Source organism: Streptomyces sp. NPDC093801, assembly GCF_040701585.1.
GTDB lineage: Bacteria > Actinomycetota > Actinomycetes > Streptomycetales > Streptomycetaceae > Streptomyces.
In genome coordinates, this window is record NZ_JBFBDP010000012.1 from 72,697 (window position 1) to 89,058 (window position 16,362).

15 protein-coding genes and 2 riboswitches are annotated in these 16,362 nt (G+C 70.5%); of the genes, 6 read left to right on the forward strand and 9 right to left on the reverse strand.

Annotated features, from left to right (window positions below):
- Positions 1 to 53 precede the first annotated feature (53 nt).
- From AB0469_RS15820 to AB0469_RS15855, 8 genes are all read right to left on the reverse strand, one after another.
- Entirely contained in the window at positions 54 to 1,139 is a 1,086-nt protein-coding gene (locus AB0469_RS15820) for a dipeptide ABC transporter ATP-binding protein (protein WP_366451961.1), read from the reverse strand.
- Positions 1,136 to 2,197 carry an ABC transporter ATP-binding protein gene (locus tag AB0469_RS15825; protein ID WP_366452095.1) on the reverse strand — a complete coding sequence of 354 codons (1,062 nt, stop codon included), beginning with the start codon at positions 2,195 to 2,197 and terminating at the stop codon, positions 1,136 to 1,138. Before AB0469_RS15825 ends, AB0469_RS15820 begins: the two co-directional genes overlap by 4 nt.
- Positions 2,198 to 2,229: 32 nt before the next feature.
- A complete protein-coding gene (locus tag AB0469_RS15830; RefSeq protein ID WP_042811653.1) occupies positions 2,230 to 3,231 on the reverse strand; it encodes an ABC transporter permease in 1,002 nt (333 codons plus the stop codon).
- Positions 3,232 to 3,391: 160 nt separating this feature from the next.
- Positions 3,392 to 5,155, reverse strand: a complete 1,764-nt coding sequence (locus AB0469_RS15835; protein ID WP_366451962.1) for an ABC transporter substrate-binding protein — start codon at positions 5,153 to 5,155, stop codon at positions 3,392 to 3,394.
- Between the two features lie 41 nt (positions 5,156 to 5,196).
- Positions 5,197 to 6,189: an ABC transporter permease gene (locus tag AB0469_RS15840; RefSeq protein ID WP_358892284.1), complete on the reverse strand. Its 993-nt coding sequence runs from the start codon at positions 6,187 to 6,189 to the stop codon at positions 5,197 to 5,199.
- Positions 6,190 to 6,825: 636 nt separating this feature from the next.
- Positions 6,826 to 7,566 (reverse strand): enhanced serine sensitivity protein SseB C-terminal domain-containing protein, encoded by a 741-nt coding sequence (locus AB0469_RS15845; protein WP_366451963.1) that lies wholly within the window; start codon positions 7,564 to 7,566, stop codon positions 6,826 to 6,828.
- 62 nt (positions 7,567 to 7,628) lie between these two features.
- Positions 7,629 to 8,363 carry an enhanced serine sensitivity protein SseB gene (locus AB0469_RS15850; RefSeq protein ID WP_366451964.1) on the reverse strand — a complete coding sequence of 245 codons (735 nt, stop codon included), beginning with the start codon at positions 8,361 to 8,363 and terminating at the stop codon, positions 7,629 to 7,631.
- Positions 8,364 to 8,465: 102 nt separating this feature from the next.
- Positions 8,466 to 9,080, reverse strand: coding sequence for an AAA family ATPase (locus tag AB0469_RS15855; protein ID WP_366452096.1), 615 nt, complete (start codon positions 9,078 to 9,080; stop codon positions 8,466 to 8,468).
- Between the two features lie 261 nt (positions 9,081 to 9,341).
- Positions 9,342 to 9,445, forward strand: a riboswitch (glycine riboswitch).
- 153 nt (positions 9,446 to 9,598) lie between these two features.
- Here AB0469_RS15855 and gcvT point away from each other — a divergent pair.
- The 6 genes from gcvT (at position 9,599) to AB0469_RS15885 (ending at position 15,304) form a co-directional block, all read left to right on the forward strand.
- On the forward strand, positions 9,599 to 10,714 hold the full coding sequence (gene gcvT, locus AB0469_RS15860; protein ID WP_366451965.1) for a glycine cleavage system aminomethyltransferase GcvT: 1,116 nt from the start codon (positions 9,599 to 9,601) through the stop codon (positions 10,712 to 10,714).
- A 94-nt stretch (positions 10,715 to 10,808) separates the two neighbouring features.
- Entirely contained in the window at positions 10,809 to 11,189 is a 381-nt protein-coding gene (gcvH, locus tag AB0469_RS15865; protein WP_366451966.1) for a glycine cleavage system protein GcvH, read from the forward strand.
- A gap of 21 nt (positions 11,190 to 11,210) precedes the next feature.
- Positions 11,211 to 12,467 (forward strand): serine hydroxymethyltransferase, encoded by a 1,257-nt coding sequence (gene glyA, locus AB0469_RS15870; protein WP_042811644.1) that lies wholly within the window; start codon positions 11,211 to 11,213, stop codon positions 12,465 to 12,467.
- 262 nt (positions 12,468 to 12,729) lie between these two features.
- The gene (locus AB0469_RS15875; protein WP_042811643.1) at positions 12,730 to 14,112 is read left to right on the forward strand and encodes an L-serine ammonia-lyase; all 1,383 of its coding nucleotides are present in this window, start codon (positions 12,730 to 12,732) and stop codon (positions 14,110 to 14,112) included.
- Between the two features lie 176 nt (positions 14,113 to 14,288).
- Positions 14,289 to 14,696 carry an SsgA family sporulation/cell division regulator gene (locus tag AB0469_RS15880; protein WP_366451967.1) on the forward strand — a complete coding sequence of 136 codons (408 nt, stop codon included), beginning with the start codon at positions 14,289 to 14,291 and terminating at the stop codon, positions 14,694 to 14,696.
- A 92-nt stretch (positions 14,697 to 14,788) separates the two neighbouring features.
- Positions 14,789 to 15,304: a hypothetical protein gene (locus tag AB0469_RS15885; protein WP_366451968.1), complete on the forward strand. Its 516-nt coding sequence runs from the start codon at positions 14,789 to 14,791 to the stop codon at positions 15,302 to 15,304.
- 9 nt (positions 15,305 to 15,313) lie between these two features.
- On the opposite strand, the gene AB0469_RS15890 is transcribed toward AB0469_RS15885, so the two are convergent.
- Positions 15,314 to 16,024, reverse strand: a complete 711-nt coding sequence (locus tag AB0469_RS15890; protein ID WP_045949753.1) for a flavodoxin family protein — start codon at positions 16,022 to 16,024, stop codon at positions 15,314 to 15,316.
- A gap of 90 nt (positions 16,025 to 16,114) precedes the next feature.
- Positions 16,115 to 16,344, forward strand: a riboswitch (cobalamin riboswitch).
- The last annotated feature ends 18 nt before the right edge of the window (positions 16,345 to 16,362 follow it).

Genomic DNA, 16,362 nt, shown 5'->3' on the forward strand with positions numbered 1-16,362 from the left:
GTTTCCCGGGGCTCCGCCCCGGACACCGCGCCTCAAACGCCGCGGGGCCGGGGTCAGGCGTCGGCGGGGCTGGATTCCGCTGCGACCGGGGCGGCCTCCGCGTTCTCCGGGTGGTGGCAGGCGACCTCGTGGCCCGTCTTGAGGGGGACCAGCGGCGGGTCCTGGGTCTTGCAGACCTCCGTGGCCTTCCAGCACCGGGTGTGGAAGCGGCACCCGGCCGGCGGGGAGATCGGCGAGGGGACGTCGCCCTTGAGCAGGATGCGGCCGCTCTTGGCCCCGCGCCGCCGGGGGTCCGGGACCGGCACGGCGGAGAGCAGGGCGTTCGTGTACGGGTGCATGGGCGACTCGTACAGCGACTTGCGGTCGGCCAGCTCCACGATCTTGCCGAGGTACATCACCGCGATGCGGTCCGAGACGTGCCGGATGACCGACAGGTCGTGCGCGATGATCACGTAGGTGAGGCCGAGCTCCTGCTGGAGGTCGTCCAGCAGGTTGACCACCTGGGCCTGGATCGACACGTCCAGCGCCGAGACCGGCTCGTCCGCGACGACGAGCTTCGGCTTGAGGGCCAGGGCGCGGGCGATGCCGATGCGCTGGCGCTGGCCGCCCGAGAACTCGTGCGGGTAGCGGTTGTAGTGCTCCGGGTTCAGGCCGACCAGGGACAGCAGGCGCTGGACCTCCGCCTTGATCCCGCCCTCCGGGGTGACCCCCTGGAGGTGGAACGGGGCCGAGACGATCGCGCCGACCGTGTGGCGCGGGTTCAGGGAGCCGTACGGGTCCTGGAAGATCATCTGCACGTCGCGGCGCAGCGGGCGCATCCGGGAGACGCCGAGGTGCGTGATGTCCTGGCCCTCGAACTCGATGCGGCCGCCCGTCGGCTCCAGCAGGCGGGTGATGAGCCGGCCCATCGTCGACTTGCCGCAGCCGGACTCGCCGACGACGCCGAGCGTCTCACCGCGCCGGACCTCGAAGTCGATCCCGTCGACGGCCTTGACCGCTCCGGTCTGGCGGCGCAGCAGCCCCTTGTTGATGGGGAAGTGCTTGACCAGGCCGGAGACCTTCAGCAGGGTCTCCGGCTCGGAGGGCTTCGCGGAGGCGGGGGCGGAGGCGGGGGCGGCGTCCTTCTTCATGTCGGTCACAGCTTCGGCGCAATCTCTTCGGTCCAGATCCGGGTCCGCTCCTCCTGCGACATGTGGCAGGCGGACCAGTGCCGGCTGCCGTCCTCGGTGAGTTCGGGGCGCTGGGTGCGGGTGATGCCGCCCTTGGGCACGTCGGCGTAGGGGCACCGGGGGTTGAAGGCGCAGCCGCTCGGGATGTTGATCAGGCTGGGCGGCGAGCCCTTGACCGGGATCAGCCGGTCGGTCTGGTCGCGGTCGATGCGCGGCATGGAGCCGAGCAGGCCCCAGGTGTAGGGGTGCCGGGGCTCGTAGAAGACCTTCTCGGCGGAGCCCCGCTCGACGCAGCGGCCGCCGTACATCACGAGGAGGTCGTCGGCCATCTCGGCGACCACGCCGAGGTCGTGCGTGATCATGATGACCGCGGAGCCGAACTCCTTCTGGAGGTCGCGGATCAGGTCGAGGATCTGCGCCTGGACGGTGACGTCGAGGGCGGTGGTCGGCTCGTCCGCGATGAGCAGCTCGGGGTTGTTGACCAGCGCCATCGCGATCATCGCGCGCTGGCGCATGCCGCCGGAGAACTCGTGCGGGTAGGCGTCCACGCGCCGGTGGGGCTCGGGGATGCCGACGCGGTCGAGCATTTCCACGGCCCGGGTGCGGGCCGTCTTCTTGTCGACGTCGTGGTGGGTCCGGTACGCCTCGATGATCTGCTTGCCGACCGAGTAGTACGGGTGCATCGCGGAGAGCGGGTCCTGGAAGACCATGGCCATCTTGCGGCCGCGCAGCCGGCGCACGTGGTCGGCGTCGGCGCCGACGAGCTCCTCGCCGTCGAGGACGACCTCTCCCGAGATGTGCGGGCGGCTGCGGGCGTTGCCGGTGCGGTGCAGGCCCATGATGGCCAGCGAGGTGACGGACTTGCCCGAGCCGGACTCGCCCACGATGCCGAGGGTCTTGCCGCGTTCGAGGTCGAAGGAGAGGCCGTCGACGGACTTCACGAGGCCGTCGTCGGTCGGGAAGTGCACCTTCAGGTCGCGCACGGAGAGGAAGGGTGCCCCGTCGCGCGGGCCTCCCTGCTCGGGCACGAAGGCGGGCGCGCCGTTGTTCTGGTTCTCGGTCACGTCAGCCTCACGCGCGGGTCGATGACGGCGTACAGCAGGTCCACGATCAGGTTGGCCAGCACCACGAACAGCGCGGCGAGCAGGGTGACGCCCATGATCACGGGGAGGTCGCCCTGGCTGATGGCGGCGACGGCCGCCGTGCCCAGGCCCTGGAAGTTGAAGGTGGTCTCGGTCAGCACGGCGCCGCCGAGGAGGCCGCCGAGGTCCAGGCCGAACATGGTGACGATCGGCGTGAGGGTGGAGCGCAGGGCGTGCTTGCGGATGACCACGCCCTCCTTGAGGCCCTTCGCGCGCGCCGTGCGGATGTAGTCCTCGCCGAGGACCTCCAGCATGGTCGCCCGGGTGATGCGGGCGTAGGTCGCGGCGAAGAGGAAGGCGAGGGTGACCCAGGGCAGGATCAGGCTGTTGAGCCAGGCCAGCGGATCCTCGGTCAGGGGTTTGTAGTTGGAGACGTCCAGCCAGCCGAGGCTGTAGACGAAGATGGCGGGGGCCACCATGCCGGTGAAGAAGATCGGCAGGGAGACTCCGGCGAGCGCGCCGACCATCACCGTGCGGTCGATGGCGGTCCTGCGTTTGAGGGCCGAGACGACGCCGGTGGCCACGCCCGCGATCACCCAGATGACCGCCGCGCCGAGGGCGAGCGAGAGGGTGACCGGGATGCGGTCCATCATGGTCTGCCAGACGGGCGCCTCGGTCTTGAACGAGTAGCCGAAGCACGGGGCCGCACAGTGGGTGACGCCCGTGCCGCCGTCGTAGTCGCGGCCGGCGAAGATGCCCTTGACGAAGAGCAGGTACTGCTCGGAGATCGGCTTGTCGAAGCCCATCTTCACGCGGATGCCCGCCAGGGCGGTCTCGTTGGTCTCGCGTCCGGCGTACATGAGCGCGGGATCGCTGCCGGTCAGCTTCGGGACCGCGAAGAAGATGCCGAAGGTGACCACGGAGACCACCAGCAGCGTGGCGGCGACGTTGAACAGCCGCCGTATGAGGTAGACGAGCACTGCAGTCGGCCGCCCGGCGCGGGTGGCCGCCACCCCTCGTGGGGACGGCGGCCACCGCCTGCGGCCTTCACCTGCCCTTCGGACTAGCGCATGTGCGGTGAAGGCACTTGCCTGTGGTGTTACGTGGTACGTGACGACTCGGGCCGGGGGCCGGCCGGTGTTACTGCTTGATGCCCACGGTGGCGAGGTCGATCTTGCCGAAGGACTCGTTGAAGTAGACGTTCGTCAGGCGCGGGTTGTGGTACACGAGCGCCTTGTCGAAGTTGATCGGGAGGTAGAGCGCCTTCTCCATGACCTTCTTGTTGATGTCCGTGTAGAAGGGCGCGGCCTCTTCCGGAGTCTTGGTGGCGGCCGTCTTGAACAGGCCGTTGATCTCCGGGTCGTTGATCATCGTGTAGTTGTTGTTGCCGTTGGGCAGGATGAACGATCCGTCGACCAGCGGCTGGAGGAAGCCCGAGCCGGAGTTGTAGTCGGCGCCCCAGCCCATGACGATGATGCCGTAGCCCTTCTTCTTCACGTTCTCGGGCGAACCGATCACGGAGGAGTTGAGCTTGCCGTCGTACTGGTCGATCGTCGCCTTGATGCCGACCTTGGCGAGCGAGGCCTGGAGGGACTCGGCCGTCTTCACCTCGGGCGCCTTGTTGTTGCGCACGGCGATGGTGGTCTCGAAGCCGTCCGGCTTGCCACAGGCCTTGAGGGCCTCCTTGGCCTTGGCCTCCTGCGGCTTGCCCTTCGTCAGACCGAACGGGTCGTAGGCCTTGTCCGAGCCGGGGACGCCGGGCGGCAGCATGTTCGCGCCGAGGTCACCGCTGGTCGGGCCGCCGCGGGCGGTCTGGAGGGACTTCGGGTCGGCCGCGTAGATGACGGCCTTGCGGCACTCGATGTTGTCGAACGGCGCGACCGTGGTCGGGAAGGCGAAGTAGCGGATGTAGCCCGTGAACGGGTTGTCCGCGTTCTTCTTGAGGTTCGCGTCCTTGAGGATCTTGTTCTTGGCGGCCTGCTGGACACCGGTGCCGTCGATGGCGAGGTCGATGTCGCCGGAGAGCAGGCGCTGGTCCATGTCGTCCGGGTTGGTGGTCACCGTGAAGGAGACCTTGTCCGGCAGGCCCTTGCGGATCGGGTCCGTCTTCGGGTCCCAGTTCTCGTTGCGGACGAAGGTCGCGCCCTTGCCGGCGGTGAAGCTCTCCACCTTGTAAGGACCGGTGGAGACCGGCTTGTTGGTGTAGGTGGCGCCCGTGTCCTTGCCCACCGGGACCGGCGAGGAGGTCGGCATGGCCAGCAGGTAGCTGAAGTCTGCGTTGGCGCTCGCCAGGTTGAAGACGATGGTCTTGTCGTCCGGCGTCTGGACGGACTTCAGGCCCATCTTGTCCGGGTCGGTGTCCTTGTACGGGCCGGGGTACTTCTGGCCCTGGTCGAGGACGTCGATCAGGTAGGTCGGGCCGCCGGACAGCACGTCCTGAGCGAAGACGCGCTCGATGCCGTACTTGACGTCCTTCGAGGTGATCGGCGTGCCGTCCTCGAACTTCACCCCGTCCTTGAGCTTCAGGGTGTAGGTCTTGCCGTCGTTGGTCACGACCGGCAGGGCCTCGGCGAGGTCCGGGACGGCCTTGGTGCCGTCCTTGCCGGGCTTCGCGTCGTAGGCGAGCAGGCTGCGGACGTACAGGCGCTGCATGTCCCAGACGAAGCCGTAGTAGGCGCGGGCCGGGTCGAGGTAGTCGACGTCCTGCGGGGACCAGAGCTTGAGCTCGCCGCCCTTGGCGTCGGAGGCATTGATCACGCCCTCGGCGGCACCGCTGTAGCCCTTGGCGCTGTCGGCGTCCGGCTTGGTGTCGTCCGTCTTGTCCCCGTTGCCACCGCACGCGGCGGTCAGCGACAGGGCGGCGATCACGGCGGTGATCGCGAGAGCCTGCTTTCTGCGGATCACGGTTGTCCAACCTCCAGAGGTGGGTGAATCGAAGAAGCGGTTCAGCTGCCCTTGGGGTCGAGTGCGTCACGCAGCCCGTCCCCGAAGAGGTTGAACGCCAGGACGGTGATAAAGATCGTCATACCGGGGACCACCATGTACATGGGGTCGTCCTGGTAGATGGGGACGGCGTCGGAGAGCATCTTTCCCCAGGAGGAGGTGGGCGGCTTGACGCCGGCACCCAGGAAGCTGAGGGCCGCCTCCGTCAGGATGTTGGTCGGGATGATCAGCGTGGTGTAGACGAGGATCGGCGCGACCAGGTTCGGCATCAGCTCCTTGACGAGGATGTAGCCGCGGCCCGCCCCGAGGCTGCGCGCCGCCTCGACGTACTCGCGCTCCCGCAGGGAGATCGTCTGGCCGCGGACGATGCGTCCGATGTACGGCCATCCGAAGAACCCGATGACGAGGATGAGCACGCCCATCCGGACACCCGAACCCTCGAAGCCCCAGACGGAGTTGGGGACGACGGAGACCAGGGCGATGGTGAACAGCAGCTGCGGGAAGGCCAGCAGCAGGTCCATGAGGCGGCTGATGACGCCGTCGACCCAGCCGCCGATGAAGCCGGCGAGGGCGCCCAGGAAGCTGCCGAGCACGACCGACACGAAGGCGGCCAGGAAGGCGACGATCAGGGAGATGCGCGCGCCGTAGACGATCCGGCTGAACACGTCGCGGCCGTTGGTCGGCTCGACGCCCAGCAGGTAGTCGGAGCTGATGCCGCCGAAGGAGCCGAGCGGCGTGCCCAGGTCCGGGTCGATCAGGTCCTCGTGGAACTCGTTGGGGTCGTGGCCCAGCAGGTTCACGATCAGCGGCGCGAAGATCGCCACCAGGATCAGCAGGATCACGACCACGCCGCCGGTCAGCGCGACCTTGTCGCGCTTGAGCCGCATCCAGGCGATGCGGCCGGGCGAGCGGCCTTCGATGGCCTTGGCAGGGACGTCGGCTACGGACACGGGTGCGGGCGTTTCCGCGCTCGTGTCGTGCAGTGGTGCCGTCATCGTGGTGGGGACCCCTCTCGGCCGACGGGTGGTCGGCCCATGCCCGCCGCTGTGGCGGCGTTGGTGCGGAGTGGCGCTCGGAGTGCTCGGGACACGGTGGAACGCGGGTGAGGTGCGTCGGGAGGTGCGTGAGTACTGCGAGAACTGCGGGAGGTGCAGGAAGTGCAGGAGATGCGGGAAGTGCAGGTGGTGACGCGTGGAATGCGAAGACTGCGGCCGTGCGGAAGTGCGGGAAGTGCTGTGCGGAACGACAAGCGGAGTGCACGTGCCGAGCCGGGTCCTGGAGGACTGACCGGCTCTTGGGTGGGGAGTCTTCATCGGGCGCTCGACCAGCCGCCAGACCCGCAGATGAAAGGATGCGCAACCGTGATCTGAGGCTTGAGTTCCCGTTATCCGGACTCCGGTGGCGGCTCAGCGGAGCAACACCGTCCGTTCGGTAGCCAAACGGACATGGCTCCCAACTCTACGGAGGAGCACGCCAATTGGGCGCCCAATGAGGGCGAAATCCGGACAAGGCAAAGGCCGCCGGGAACGGTGGTTCCCGACGGCCGGAGGTCGCTTCGGACGGCCCGTCTCATGGTGCGGGCATACCCGGAAATGTCCCTGTAACAGGCTCGGTGTTCGGCCCGCGGCGGCTCAGTACGCGGCCGCCTGCCCCTCGCGGTCGTAGAAGGGCCTGGTCTGGGCGCGCAGCCACATGGCCACTGGATCGTGCTCGTCCGCCAGCGCGACCGTGCACACCGGCACGCCCTCGGGCACGACGCCGACCGACTGGCGCATCATCTCCCGGACGGACTCCAGCGCGGGCGCGGAGGCGTCGTAGAGGTCGAGGCCGACCGCGAGGTACGCCGACCCGAGCGCGGGCTGCACCCAGGCGCGGCGCAGCGAGCGGACGGCGGGCGTGCGGTGGGCGTGCTGGGTCAGCAGGCCGTAGAACTGCGGGAGCTCCAGGGCGGGCTCGGACAGCCGCAGCGGGCCGGCCGGCATCCGTTCCAGGCCGGTCGCGACCCGGCGGAGGTCCGCCCACGGGATGCCGAGGCCGCCGCCCTGGGCGTGCGGGTTGACCCACAGCCCCCAGCGGTCGGGGTAGAGGGCGCGGGCGATGTCCCGGCCGGTGACCACCTCGTAGCCCCGGTTCCAGCCGCTGGCGGCCAGCTCCTGCGGGGAGGTCACGCAGGGCGCGTAGCCGAGCCCCTCGACCTCCATGCCGCCGTACTGGGCGTCCGGTGAGCCCGGCTGCCCCTGCCAGAGCAGCATCCACAGCCGGCCCTCGGCGAGGGCGTGCAGGAATGACTCGTAGCTCTCATAGCGCCCGGGAGTCACCTGGCGCAGCATGTGCTCGACCTGCCCGGCCGCGGCCGTGCCTGACGCACTCACCCGGTACCCCTCTTCGTCTTCGTCCGCCCGTCGTCTCCACGTCCCGAACAGCTTAAGCGGCGCTACGGGAGGTAGAAGGGGCGCACGCGCTCACGAATCCAGTCCGTGACCGGGTCCTCGGCGGCCTCCAGCAGGATCAACTGCACCGGCCAGGGCGCCGGCACCCGGGCGAGCGCCCGGCCGAGCGCCTCCAGCGGGGCGGTCCGGGATCCGGCGTCCCATCCCACCAGCTGGACGCCGATGTAGAGCTCGGGGTCCTTGCCCTCGACGCTGGCGAGGCAGCGGTGCGCGGCGGAGACGACGCCGGTGGCGCGGAACTCCTCGGCGGCGGCGGTGAGGAAGTCGACGGGGTCGTCCTGCCAGTCGGGCTCGAAGAGCCGGACGCGGGCGCCGCTGGCGGGGCCGTCGAGCTCGGTCCGGCCGGTGCGGCAGAGCTGTGCGACGGCGGCCGGCGGCAGGGGGACGCCGACGGCGCCCTCGGGGTTGACGGCGATGCCGAGCTGCGGGGGCAGGCCGCGGGCGAACTCCACGGCGGGGGCGACGGCGAAGTCCATGGCGGGGCCGGCGGCGGAGCGGAACTGGGCCTCGGAGCTGTAGACGGGGACGTACGCCTCGCCGGCGATCAGCATGGTGGGGAGGTCGAGGGAGGTGCTGTCGGGGCCGCCGCCCTGCGGGAGCGGCACCCAGACCCGGCTGCGGCCCAGGGCCTCCAGGATGCGGGGGCCGGCGTCCGGCTGCCCGAGGGCCGTCCCGAGCACCTGTTCCAACTCGTTCGCCGGCCAGCCGTTGCCCTGCATGCGCCCCTGCCTCTGTGTCCGTCCCGTGGATGTGGCCCCGAGGCTATCCGGTGGGCCCGGGTGCCGCTGCGCGGGGCGGTCGTCCCCCACCCGCCGCCGGGGTCAGGAGGTGAAGGTGATCTGCGTCAGGGTCGCCGCCGTCGGGCGGTCCAGGAGGGTGGTGGTGGCGCAGCCGGCCGGGGAGTGGCCGGATTCCGCGGCCGCCAGGAGGCGGCCGACCGCCGCGCGGTGGCGGGCGAAGGCGTACGGCGAGACCCCGCGGCCGCGGGACTCCTGGCCCGCGAGGGCCTCTTCCGGGGTGGTGTCCAGCAGGAGGAGGTGGAGGCGGCTGCCCCGGCGGCGGACGGTGGCCGCCAGGAGGGCCCGGACCCAGGACTGGGTGCCGCAGTCGTGGACGACTACGGACGCACCGGAGCGCAGCTCGCGCCACAGGGCCCAGTAGTGGGCCGCGCGGACCAGCGGGCGGTACGCCGCGTACGGCAGCGCCTGCGGCACCCTGCGCTCCCAGCGCTCGCGGACGTCCTGGGAGTCGATGCCGCCGCCGGGGGCCGCCCGCTTGATCAGGGTGCTCTTGCCGCCGCCCGGCAGGCCGGACACCACGACGATGTCCCCAGCACGGAAGCTCAGGCTCCGAGGGCTCCGGGCGGCCGATCCGCGCAGGTCGCGGACCGTGCCGGCGGCCGGGGCGGCGAGAGGTCGCACGCGGGTCCCGTCCACCGCTCCCGTACTGGTCACCACTCCGAATCTCCGCACGTGATCGTCTCCCCCCGACTCGGGCCGTGAGGGCCCTGTGCCCGCTGAATGTAAAGAGACGGTAATCCCGGCACTCCGGTTCCGGGCGGGTCGTCCAGCACCTGGGACCACCGGGGCCCCCGGTGCCTTTGGTGTTCCGTACGTTCTTTCGGGCCCCGCTGCCCGCTTCCGCCCGTCCCGTGCAATGATGTGCGCCATCTGGACACCAACTGCATACCGGCCGCTTGAATCCGCGCGGGAGAGTCCCGGCTGGCCGCGAGGCCGTGCCCGGGCGCCGAAGGAGCAAGTACCTCCCTTGAATCTCTCAGGCCCCGTACCGCGTGGATGAGGCAGATCTGAAAAGCGAGCTGTCCGTCAGCTCCACCCAAGGTGCAAGTCGGCGTTCCCCGCGTGGGGACTCTCGGCGAACCTCTCAGGTTCCGATGACAGATGGGGAGGATCGTCCTCGTCATGTCATGCCCTGGGACCCGGGAGCCACACCCATGAGCACTGCCCCCCGCCTGACCGCGCTCGACGCGCTGCACCGGTCGCTCGGTGCGACCATGACCGACTTCGCGGGCTGGGACATGCCGCTGCGCTACGCGAGTGAGCGCGACGAGCACAACGCCGTGCGCACCAAGGCCGGCCTGTTCGACCTCTCCCACATGGGCGAGATCACCGTCCAGGGCCCCGAGGCCGTCAAGGCGCTCGACCACGCCCTCGTCGGGAACATCTCCACCGTCGGCGTCGGCCGCGCCCGCTACACGCACATCTGCCAGGAGGACGGCGGGATCCTCGACGACCTGATCGTCTACCGCCTCGGCGAGACCGAGTACATGGTCGTCGCCAACGCCTCCAACGCCCAGGTGGTCCTGGACGCCCTGACCGAGCGCGCCGCCGGCTTCGACACCGAGGTGCGCGACGACCGTGACGCATACGCGCTGATCGCCGTCCAGGGCCCCGAGTCCCCCGGCATCCTGGCCTCGCTGACCGACGCCGACCTGGACGGCCTGAAGTACTACGCGGGCCTGCCGGGCACCGTCGCGGGCGTGCCCGCGCTGATCGCCCGGACCGGTTACACCGGCGAGGACGGCTTCGAGCTGTTCATCAAGCCCGAGCACGCCGTGGAGCTGTGGCAGGCGCTGACCAAGGCCGGCGAGGGCGTCGGCCTGGTCCCGGCCGGCCTGTCCTGCCGCGACACCCTGCGCCTGGAGGCGGGCATGCCGCTGTACGGGCACGAGCTGACCACCTCCCTCACGCCCTTCGACGCCGGGCTGGGCCGGGTCGTGAAGTTCGAGAAGGAGGGCGACTTCGTCGGCCGCGCCGCCCTGGAGGCCGCCGCCGAGCGCGCCGCCACGCAGGCCCCGCGCAAGCTGGTCGGCCTGGTCGCCGAGGGCCGCCGCGTCCCGCGCGCCGGGTTCTCCGTGGTCGCCGACGGCAAGGTGATCGGCGAGGTCACCTCCGGCGCCCCGTCCCCGACGCTGGGCAAGCCGATCGCCATGGCGTACGTCGACGCGGAGCACGCCGCGCCCGGCACCTCCGGTGTCGGCGTGGACATTCGCGGTACGCATGAGCCGTACGAGGTCGTGGCCCTGCCGTTCTACAAGCGGCAGAAGTGACCCCCGGGGTCCCCGGGACCCCTCGCCGGCGGCCCCCGTCGGCCCGCAAGACCACCGTTCGCATCCACCGCACCGCATCCAGGAGAATCAGGCCATGAGCAACCCCCAGCAGCTGCGTTACACCAAGGAGCACGAGTGGCTGTCGGACGCCGTCGACGGCGTCGCGACGGTCGGCATCACGGCCTTCGCCGCCGACGCGCTCGGTGACGTCGTCTACGCCCAGCTCCCCGAGGTCGGCGACACCGTCACCGAGGGCGAGACCTGCGGCGAGCTGGAGTCGACGAAGTCGGTCAGCGACCTGTACTCCCCCGTCTCCGGTGAGATCGTCGAGTTCAACCAGGACGTCGTGGACGACCCGGCGCTGGTGAACTCCGCCCCGTTCGAGGGTGGCTGGCTGTTCAAGGTGAAGCTCTCGGAGGAGCCCAAGGACGCGCTCTCCTTCGACGAGTACACCGCCCTCACCACCGGCAAGTAACTGACACCCCAGGGGATCCTGATGTCCGTTCTGAACACCCCCCTCCACGAGCTCGACCCCGACGTCGCCGCCGCCGTCGACGCCGAGCTCGTGCGCCAGCAGTCGACCCTGGAAATGATCGCGTCGGAGAACTTCGCTCCGGTCGCCGTCATGGAGGCCCAGGGCTCGGTCCTGACCAACAAGTACGCCGAGGGCTACCCGGGCCGCCGCTACTACGGCGGCTGCGAGCACGTCGACGTGGTCGAGCAGATCGCGATCGACCGCATCAAGGCGCTCTTCGGCGCCGAGGCCGCGAACGTCCAGCCGCACTCCGGTGCGCAGGCCAACGCCGCCGCGATGTTCGCGCTGCTGAAGCCGGGCGACACGATCATGGGCCTGAACCTGGCCCACGGCGGTCACCTGACCCACGGCATGAAGATCAACTTCTCCGGCAAGCTCTACAACGTGGTCCCCTACCACGTCGACGAGTCCGGCCAGGTCGACATGGCCGAGGTCGAGCGCCTCGCCAAGGAGTCCAAGCCGCAGCTGATCGTCGCCGGCTGGTCCGCCTACCCGCGCCAGCTGGACTTCGCCGCCTTCCGCCGGATCGCGGACGAGGTCGGCGCCTACCTGATGGTCGACATGGCCCACTTCGCGGGCCTGGTCGCCGCGGGCCTGCACCCGAACCCGGTGCCGCACGCCCACGTCGTCACCACCACCACGCACAAGACCCTCGGCGGTCCGCGCGGCGGTGTCATCCTGTCGACGCAGGAGCTGGCCAAGAAGATCAACTCCGCGGTCTTCCCCGGTCAGCAGGGCGGTCCGCTGGAGCACGTGATCGCGGCCAAGGCGGTCTCCTTCAAGGTCGCGGCCTCGCCCGAGTTCAAGGAGCGCCAGGAGCGCACCCTGGAGGGCGCGAAGATCATCGCCGAGCGCCTGGTCCAGCCGGACGTCACCGAGGTGGGCGTCTCCGTCCTCTCCGGCGGCACCGACGTGCACCTGGTCCTGGTCGACCTGCGCAACTCCGAGCTGGACGGCCAGCAGGCCGAGGACCGGCTCCACGAGATCGGCATCACGGTCAACCGGAACGCCATCCCGAACGACCCCCGCCCGCCGATGGTCACCTCGGGTCTGCGCATCGGTACGCCGGCGCTCGCCACCCGCGGCTTCGGCGCCGAGGACTTCCGCGAGGTCGCCGAGATCATCGCGCAGGCCCTGAAGCCGGCGTTCGACGCGGACGACCTCAAGGCGCGCGTCTCCGCGCTCGCCGCGAAGTTCCCGCTGTACCCGTCGCTCTAGCAGCGGGCCAGGAGGGGGTCCGGCCTTGTACCGCACAGGGCCGGGCCCCTTTCTGTCTTCTTCCCCGGCCCCCCTCCCCACGCCGGGGCACCGGAACGCGAGCCGGCTCACGTCCGCCGGACCCTTCCGCGAGCCGAAACGTTCATCTCCACGCGTTACGCTCGTCTGCCGGACAAAATCCGCAGATCCCCCCCGCACCACCCGCTCCACCCACACCCCTGCCCCCCCTCTCCACCCCACGAGCCGACAAGGGAGTCCGCCAGTGGCCATCTCCGTCTTCGACCTCTTCTCCATCGGTATCGGCCCCTCCTCCTCCCACACGGTCGGCCCGATGCGCGCGGCGCGCATGTTCGTGTCGCGCCTGAAGAAGGACGGCGTCCTCGCCCAGACCGCCTCCGTGCGGGCGGAGCTCTTCGGCTCCCTCGGCGCCACCGGCCACGGCCACGGCACCCCCAAGGCGGTCCTGCTGGGCCTGGAGGGCCACTCCCCGCGCACGGTGGACGTCGAGACCGCCGACGACGAGGTCGAGCGGATCCGCCGCACCGGGAAGCTGCGCCTGCTGGGCACCGAGATAGGCGATGTCCACGAGATCGACTTCGACGAGCCGAACCAGCTGATCCTCCACCGCCGCCGCTCGCTGCCGTACCACGCCAACGGCATGACCCTCTTCGCCTACGACGCCTCCGGCGCCCCGCTGCTGGAGAAGACCTACTACTCGGTCGGCGGCGGCTTCGTCGTGGACGAGGACGCGGTCGGCGAGGACCGGATCAAGCTCGACGACACCGTGCTGAAGTACCCCTTCCGCTCGGGTGACGAGATGCTCCGCCTCGCGAACGAGACCGGCCTGTCGATCTCCTCCCTGATGATGGAGAACGAGAAGGCCTGGCGCACCGAGGAGGAGATCCGCGAGGGCCTCCTGGAGATCTGGCGGGTCATGCAGTCCTGCGTCTCGCGCGGCATGTCCCGCGAGGGCATCCTCCCGGGCGGGCTGCGCGTCAAGCGCCGGGCCGCCGCCACGGCGCGCCAGCTGCGCACCGAGGGCGACCCGCTGCTGCACCGCAGCGAGTGGACGACGATCTACGCGATGGCGGTGAACGAGGAGAACGCGGCGGGCGGGCGCGTGGTGACCGCCCCGACCAACGGCGCCGCGGGCGTCCTGCCGGCGGTCCTGCACTACTACGTGAACTTCGTGCCCGGCGCGGACGAGGACGGCGTGGTGCGCTTCCTGCTGGCCGCGGGCGCGATCGGCATGCTCTTCAAGGAGAACGCCTCCATCTCGGGCGCCGAGGTCGGCTGCCAGGGCGAGGTCGGCTCCGCCTGCTCCATGGCGGCCGGCGCCCTGGCCGAGGTGCTGGGCGGCTCCCCGGAGCAGGTCGAGAACGCGGCCGAGATCGGCATGGAGCACAACCTGGGCCTGACCTGCGACCCGGTCGGCGGCCTGGTGCAGATCCCGTGCATCGAGCGCAACGGCATGGCGGCCGTCAAGGCGGTCACGGCCGCCCGGATGGCGATGCGCGGCGACGGCAGCCACAAGGTCTCCCTGGACAAGGTCATCAAGACCATGAAGGAGACCGGCGCGGACATGAAGGTCAAGTACAAGGAGACCGCGCGCGGCGGCCTCGCGGTCAACGTCATCGAGTGCTGACCTGACCGACGCAGCGTGACGAGGGGCCCGGCGGGTGCGCCGGGCCCCTCCGCGCGTCCGGCGAAAGGGGTCCCAGGGCCCGCCCGGGTCGGGACCTTCGGCCCCCGGGTGAGGGGCGCTCGGTGCACTAGCGTGCTGCGGGGGGCGCTGTTACCCCGCGAAGAGAGGCAGCCGCCATGGCCATCACCGAACACCGTGTACTGCCGATGCGGCTGGAGGCCGCACCGACGGCGGTCCCCCTGGAGGGCGTCTTCGTCTACCGCACGGACCGGCCGTACGAGGTCGCCGTGGAGTTCCGGGGCGGCGGTGCGCGCATAGCCCGCTGGGTGTTCTCGCGGGAGCTGCTGATCGACGGGCAGACCTCCGCCACCGGGGAGGGCGACATACAGGTGTGGCCGCGCTGGACGGGCACCGAGCCGCGGGTCCTGCTGGCCCTGACCAACGGCGAGCACGGCTGCGTGGTCTCCGTGCGGGCCAAGGACCTGCGCGGGCTGTGCCGGCGGATGACCGAGCTGGTCCCGCGCGGGCAGGAGCACCGCCACTACGACCTGGACGCCGAGCTGAGCGCGCTGCTGACCTTCTGAGACCGCCGGGCCGCCCCGTGCAACCACACGGCCCCCGGGAATGTCCTACCGGATGACAGTCGGTTCCCGTCTCAGAGGATCGGGGGGACGCCATGCGTCACCACCCGCACCGCCGCCGGATCGTGGCCCTGGCCACGGGTGCCCTGCTCACCGCAGGGCTCGCGCTCGCCGCACCGGCCTCGGCCGCCGTCCCGGCGGCCGTCCGCTCCGCCACCCCGCTGGTCGTCAACGCCCGCTGGGGCGGTCACTGCACGTACGACCGGATCGTCGTCGACCTCCAGGGCTCCGTGCCCCCGTTCACCGTCACGCCCGTCTCCCAGCTGGTCTACGACGGGTCGGGCAAGCCCGTGCCGCTGCCCGGGAAGTACTTCCTGCAGATCCGCCTGCACCCCGCCGCCGGCCACGACGACGCGGGCAACAACGTCTACCTGGGGCCCAGGCTCCAGCAGATCGGCCTGAGCAAGCTCAAGGGCCTCGCCCTGACCGGCGACTACGAGGGGTACGTGACCTTCGGCGCCGCCTTCGAGACCAAGCCCGCCTACAGCACCTCCGTCCTGCACGCGCCCGAGCGGCTCGTGGTGGACGTGGCACACCCGGACACCTGCTGAGGACCCTCCCTAGCGGTGTTCCGGGTTCGGGAAGTCGAAACGGCAGCCGGCGTCCCACGCGGAGCGCTGGTTGCCGTGGGCGGGGACTCCACCGGCGCGCTTGAGGAGCGCCGCGAGGTGCATCAGGTTCCACGACATGAAGGTCGTGTTCCGGTTGGTGAAGTCGTTCTCGGGGCCGCCGGAGCCCGGGTCCAGGTACGAGGGACCCGGCCCCGCCTCGCCGATCCAGCCCGCGTCGGCCTGCGGCGGGACGGCGTAGCCCAGGTGCTGGAGGCTGTAGAGGACGTTCATGGCGCAGTGTTTGACGCCGTCCTCGTTGCCGGTGATCAGCGCCCCGCCGACCCGTCCGTAGTACGCGTACTGGCCCTTGTCGTTCAGCAGCGAGGAGCAGGCGTAGAGCCGCTCGATGACCTGCTTCATGACGGAGCTGTTGTCGCCGAGCCAGATCGGGCCGCAGAGCACGAGGATGTCGGCGTCCATGATCTGGCTGTAGAGCACCGGCCACTGGTCGCTCTCCCAGCCGTGGTCGGTCATGTCGGGCCAGACGCCGGTGGCGATGTCGTGGTCGACGGCGCGGATCAGCGAGGTCCGGGCCCCCGCGGACTCCATGACGGCGCGGCTCTTGGAGATCAGCCCCTCGGTGTTGCTGGTCTCGGGCGAGCGCTTGAGGGTGCAGTTGACGAAGACGGCGGACAGGTCGGAGTAGTCGAAGTCGGGCACGCCCCCACCCTGCGGGCCGGCCGCCGGCCCCGCCAGCGCTCGGCGCCCGTCCGGGGGAGGAAACGGAATTCGGCCATCCGATCGGCCGGATCGGTCCGGGTTGATACCGGTCCGTGCGGACGACTAGGGTCAGCTGGCCTTGGTGTTCGGGAAACCGGTGGAAAACCGGTGCGGCCCTCGCCACTGTGATCGGGAAGTCCAGCTCCACCCCCTTGCGGGAGCCACTGGGACCGCACGGGAGACCGTACGGACCCGGGAAGGCGGAGCCGGGGCGGCAGTACCCGTCAGCCAGGAGACCGGCCGGGGCGCGTACGTCCATCCACGAGGTGCTGGAGAGG

Bases quoted from the DNA above. Each gene is read 5' to 3' on its own strand.
- AB0469_RS15840 (WP_358892284.1), bottom strand. From the start codon at position 6,189: ATGACGGCACCACTGCACGACACGAGCGCGGAAACGCCCGCACCCGTG.
- AB0469_RS15850 (WP_366451964.1), bottom strand. From the start codon at position 8,363: ATGCAGGGCAACGGCTGGCCGGCGAACGAGTTGGAACAGGTGCTCGGG.
- gcvT (WP_366451965.1), top strand. From the start codon at position 9,599: ATGAGCACTGCCCCCCGCCTGACCGCGCTCGACGCGCTGCACCGGTCG.
- gcvH (WP_366451966.1), top strand. From the start codon at position 10,809: ATGAGCAACCCCCAGCAGCTGCGTTACACCAAGGAGCACGAGTGGCTG.
- glyA (WP_042811644.1), top strand. From the start codon at position 11,211: ATGTCCGTTCTGAACACCCCCCTCCACGAGCTCGACCCCGACGTCGCC.
- AB0469_RS15880 (WP_366451967.1), top strand. From the start codon at position 14,289: ATGGCCATCACCGAACACCGTGTACTGCCGATGCGGCTGGAGGCCGCA.
- AB0469_RS15885 (WP_366451968.1), top strand. From the start codon at position 14,789: ATGCGTCACCACCCGCACCGCCGCCGGATCGTGGCCCTGGCCACGGGT.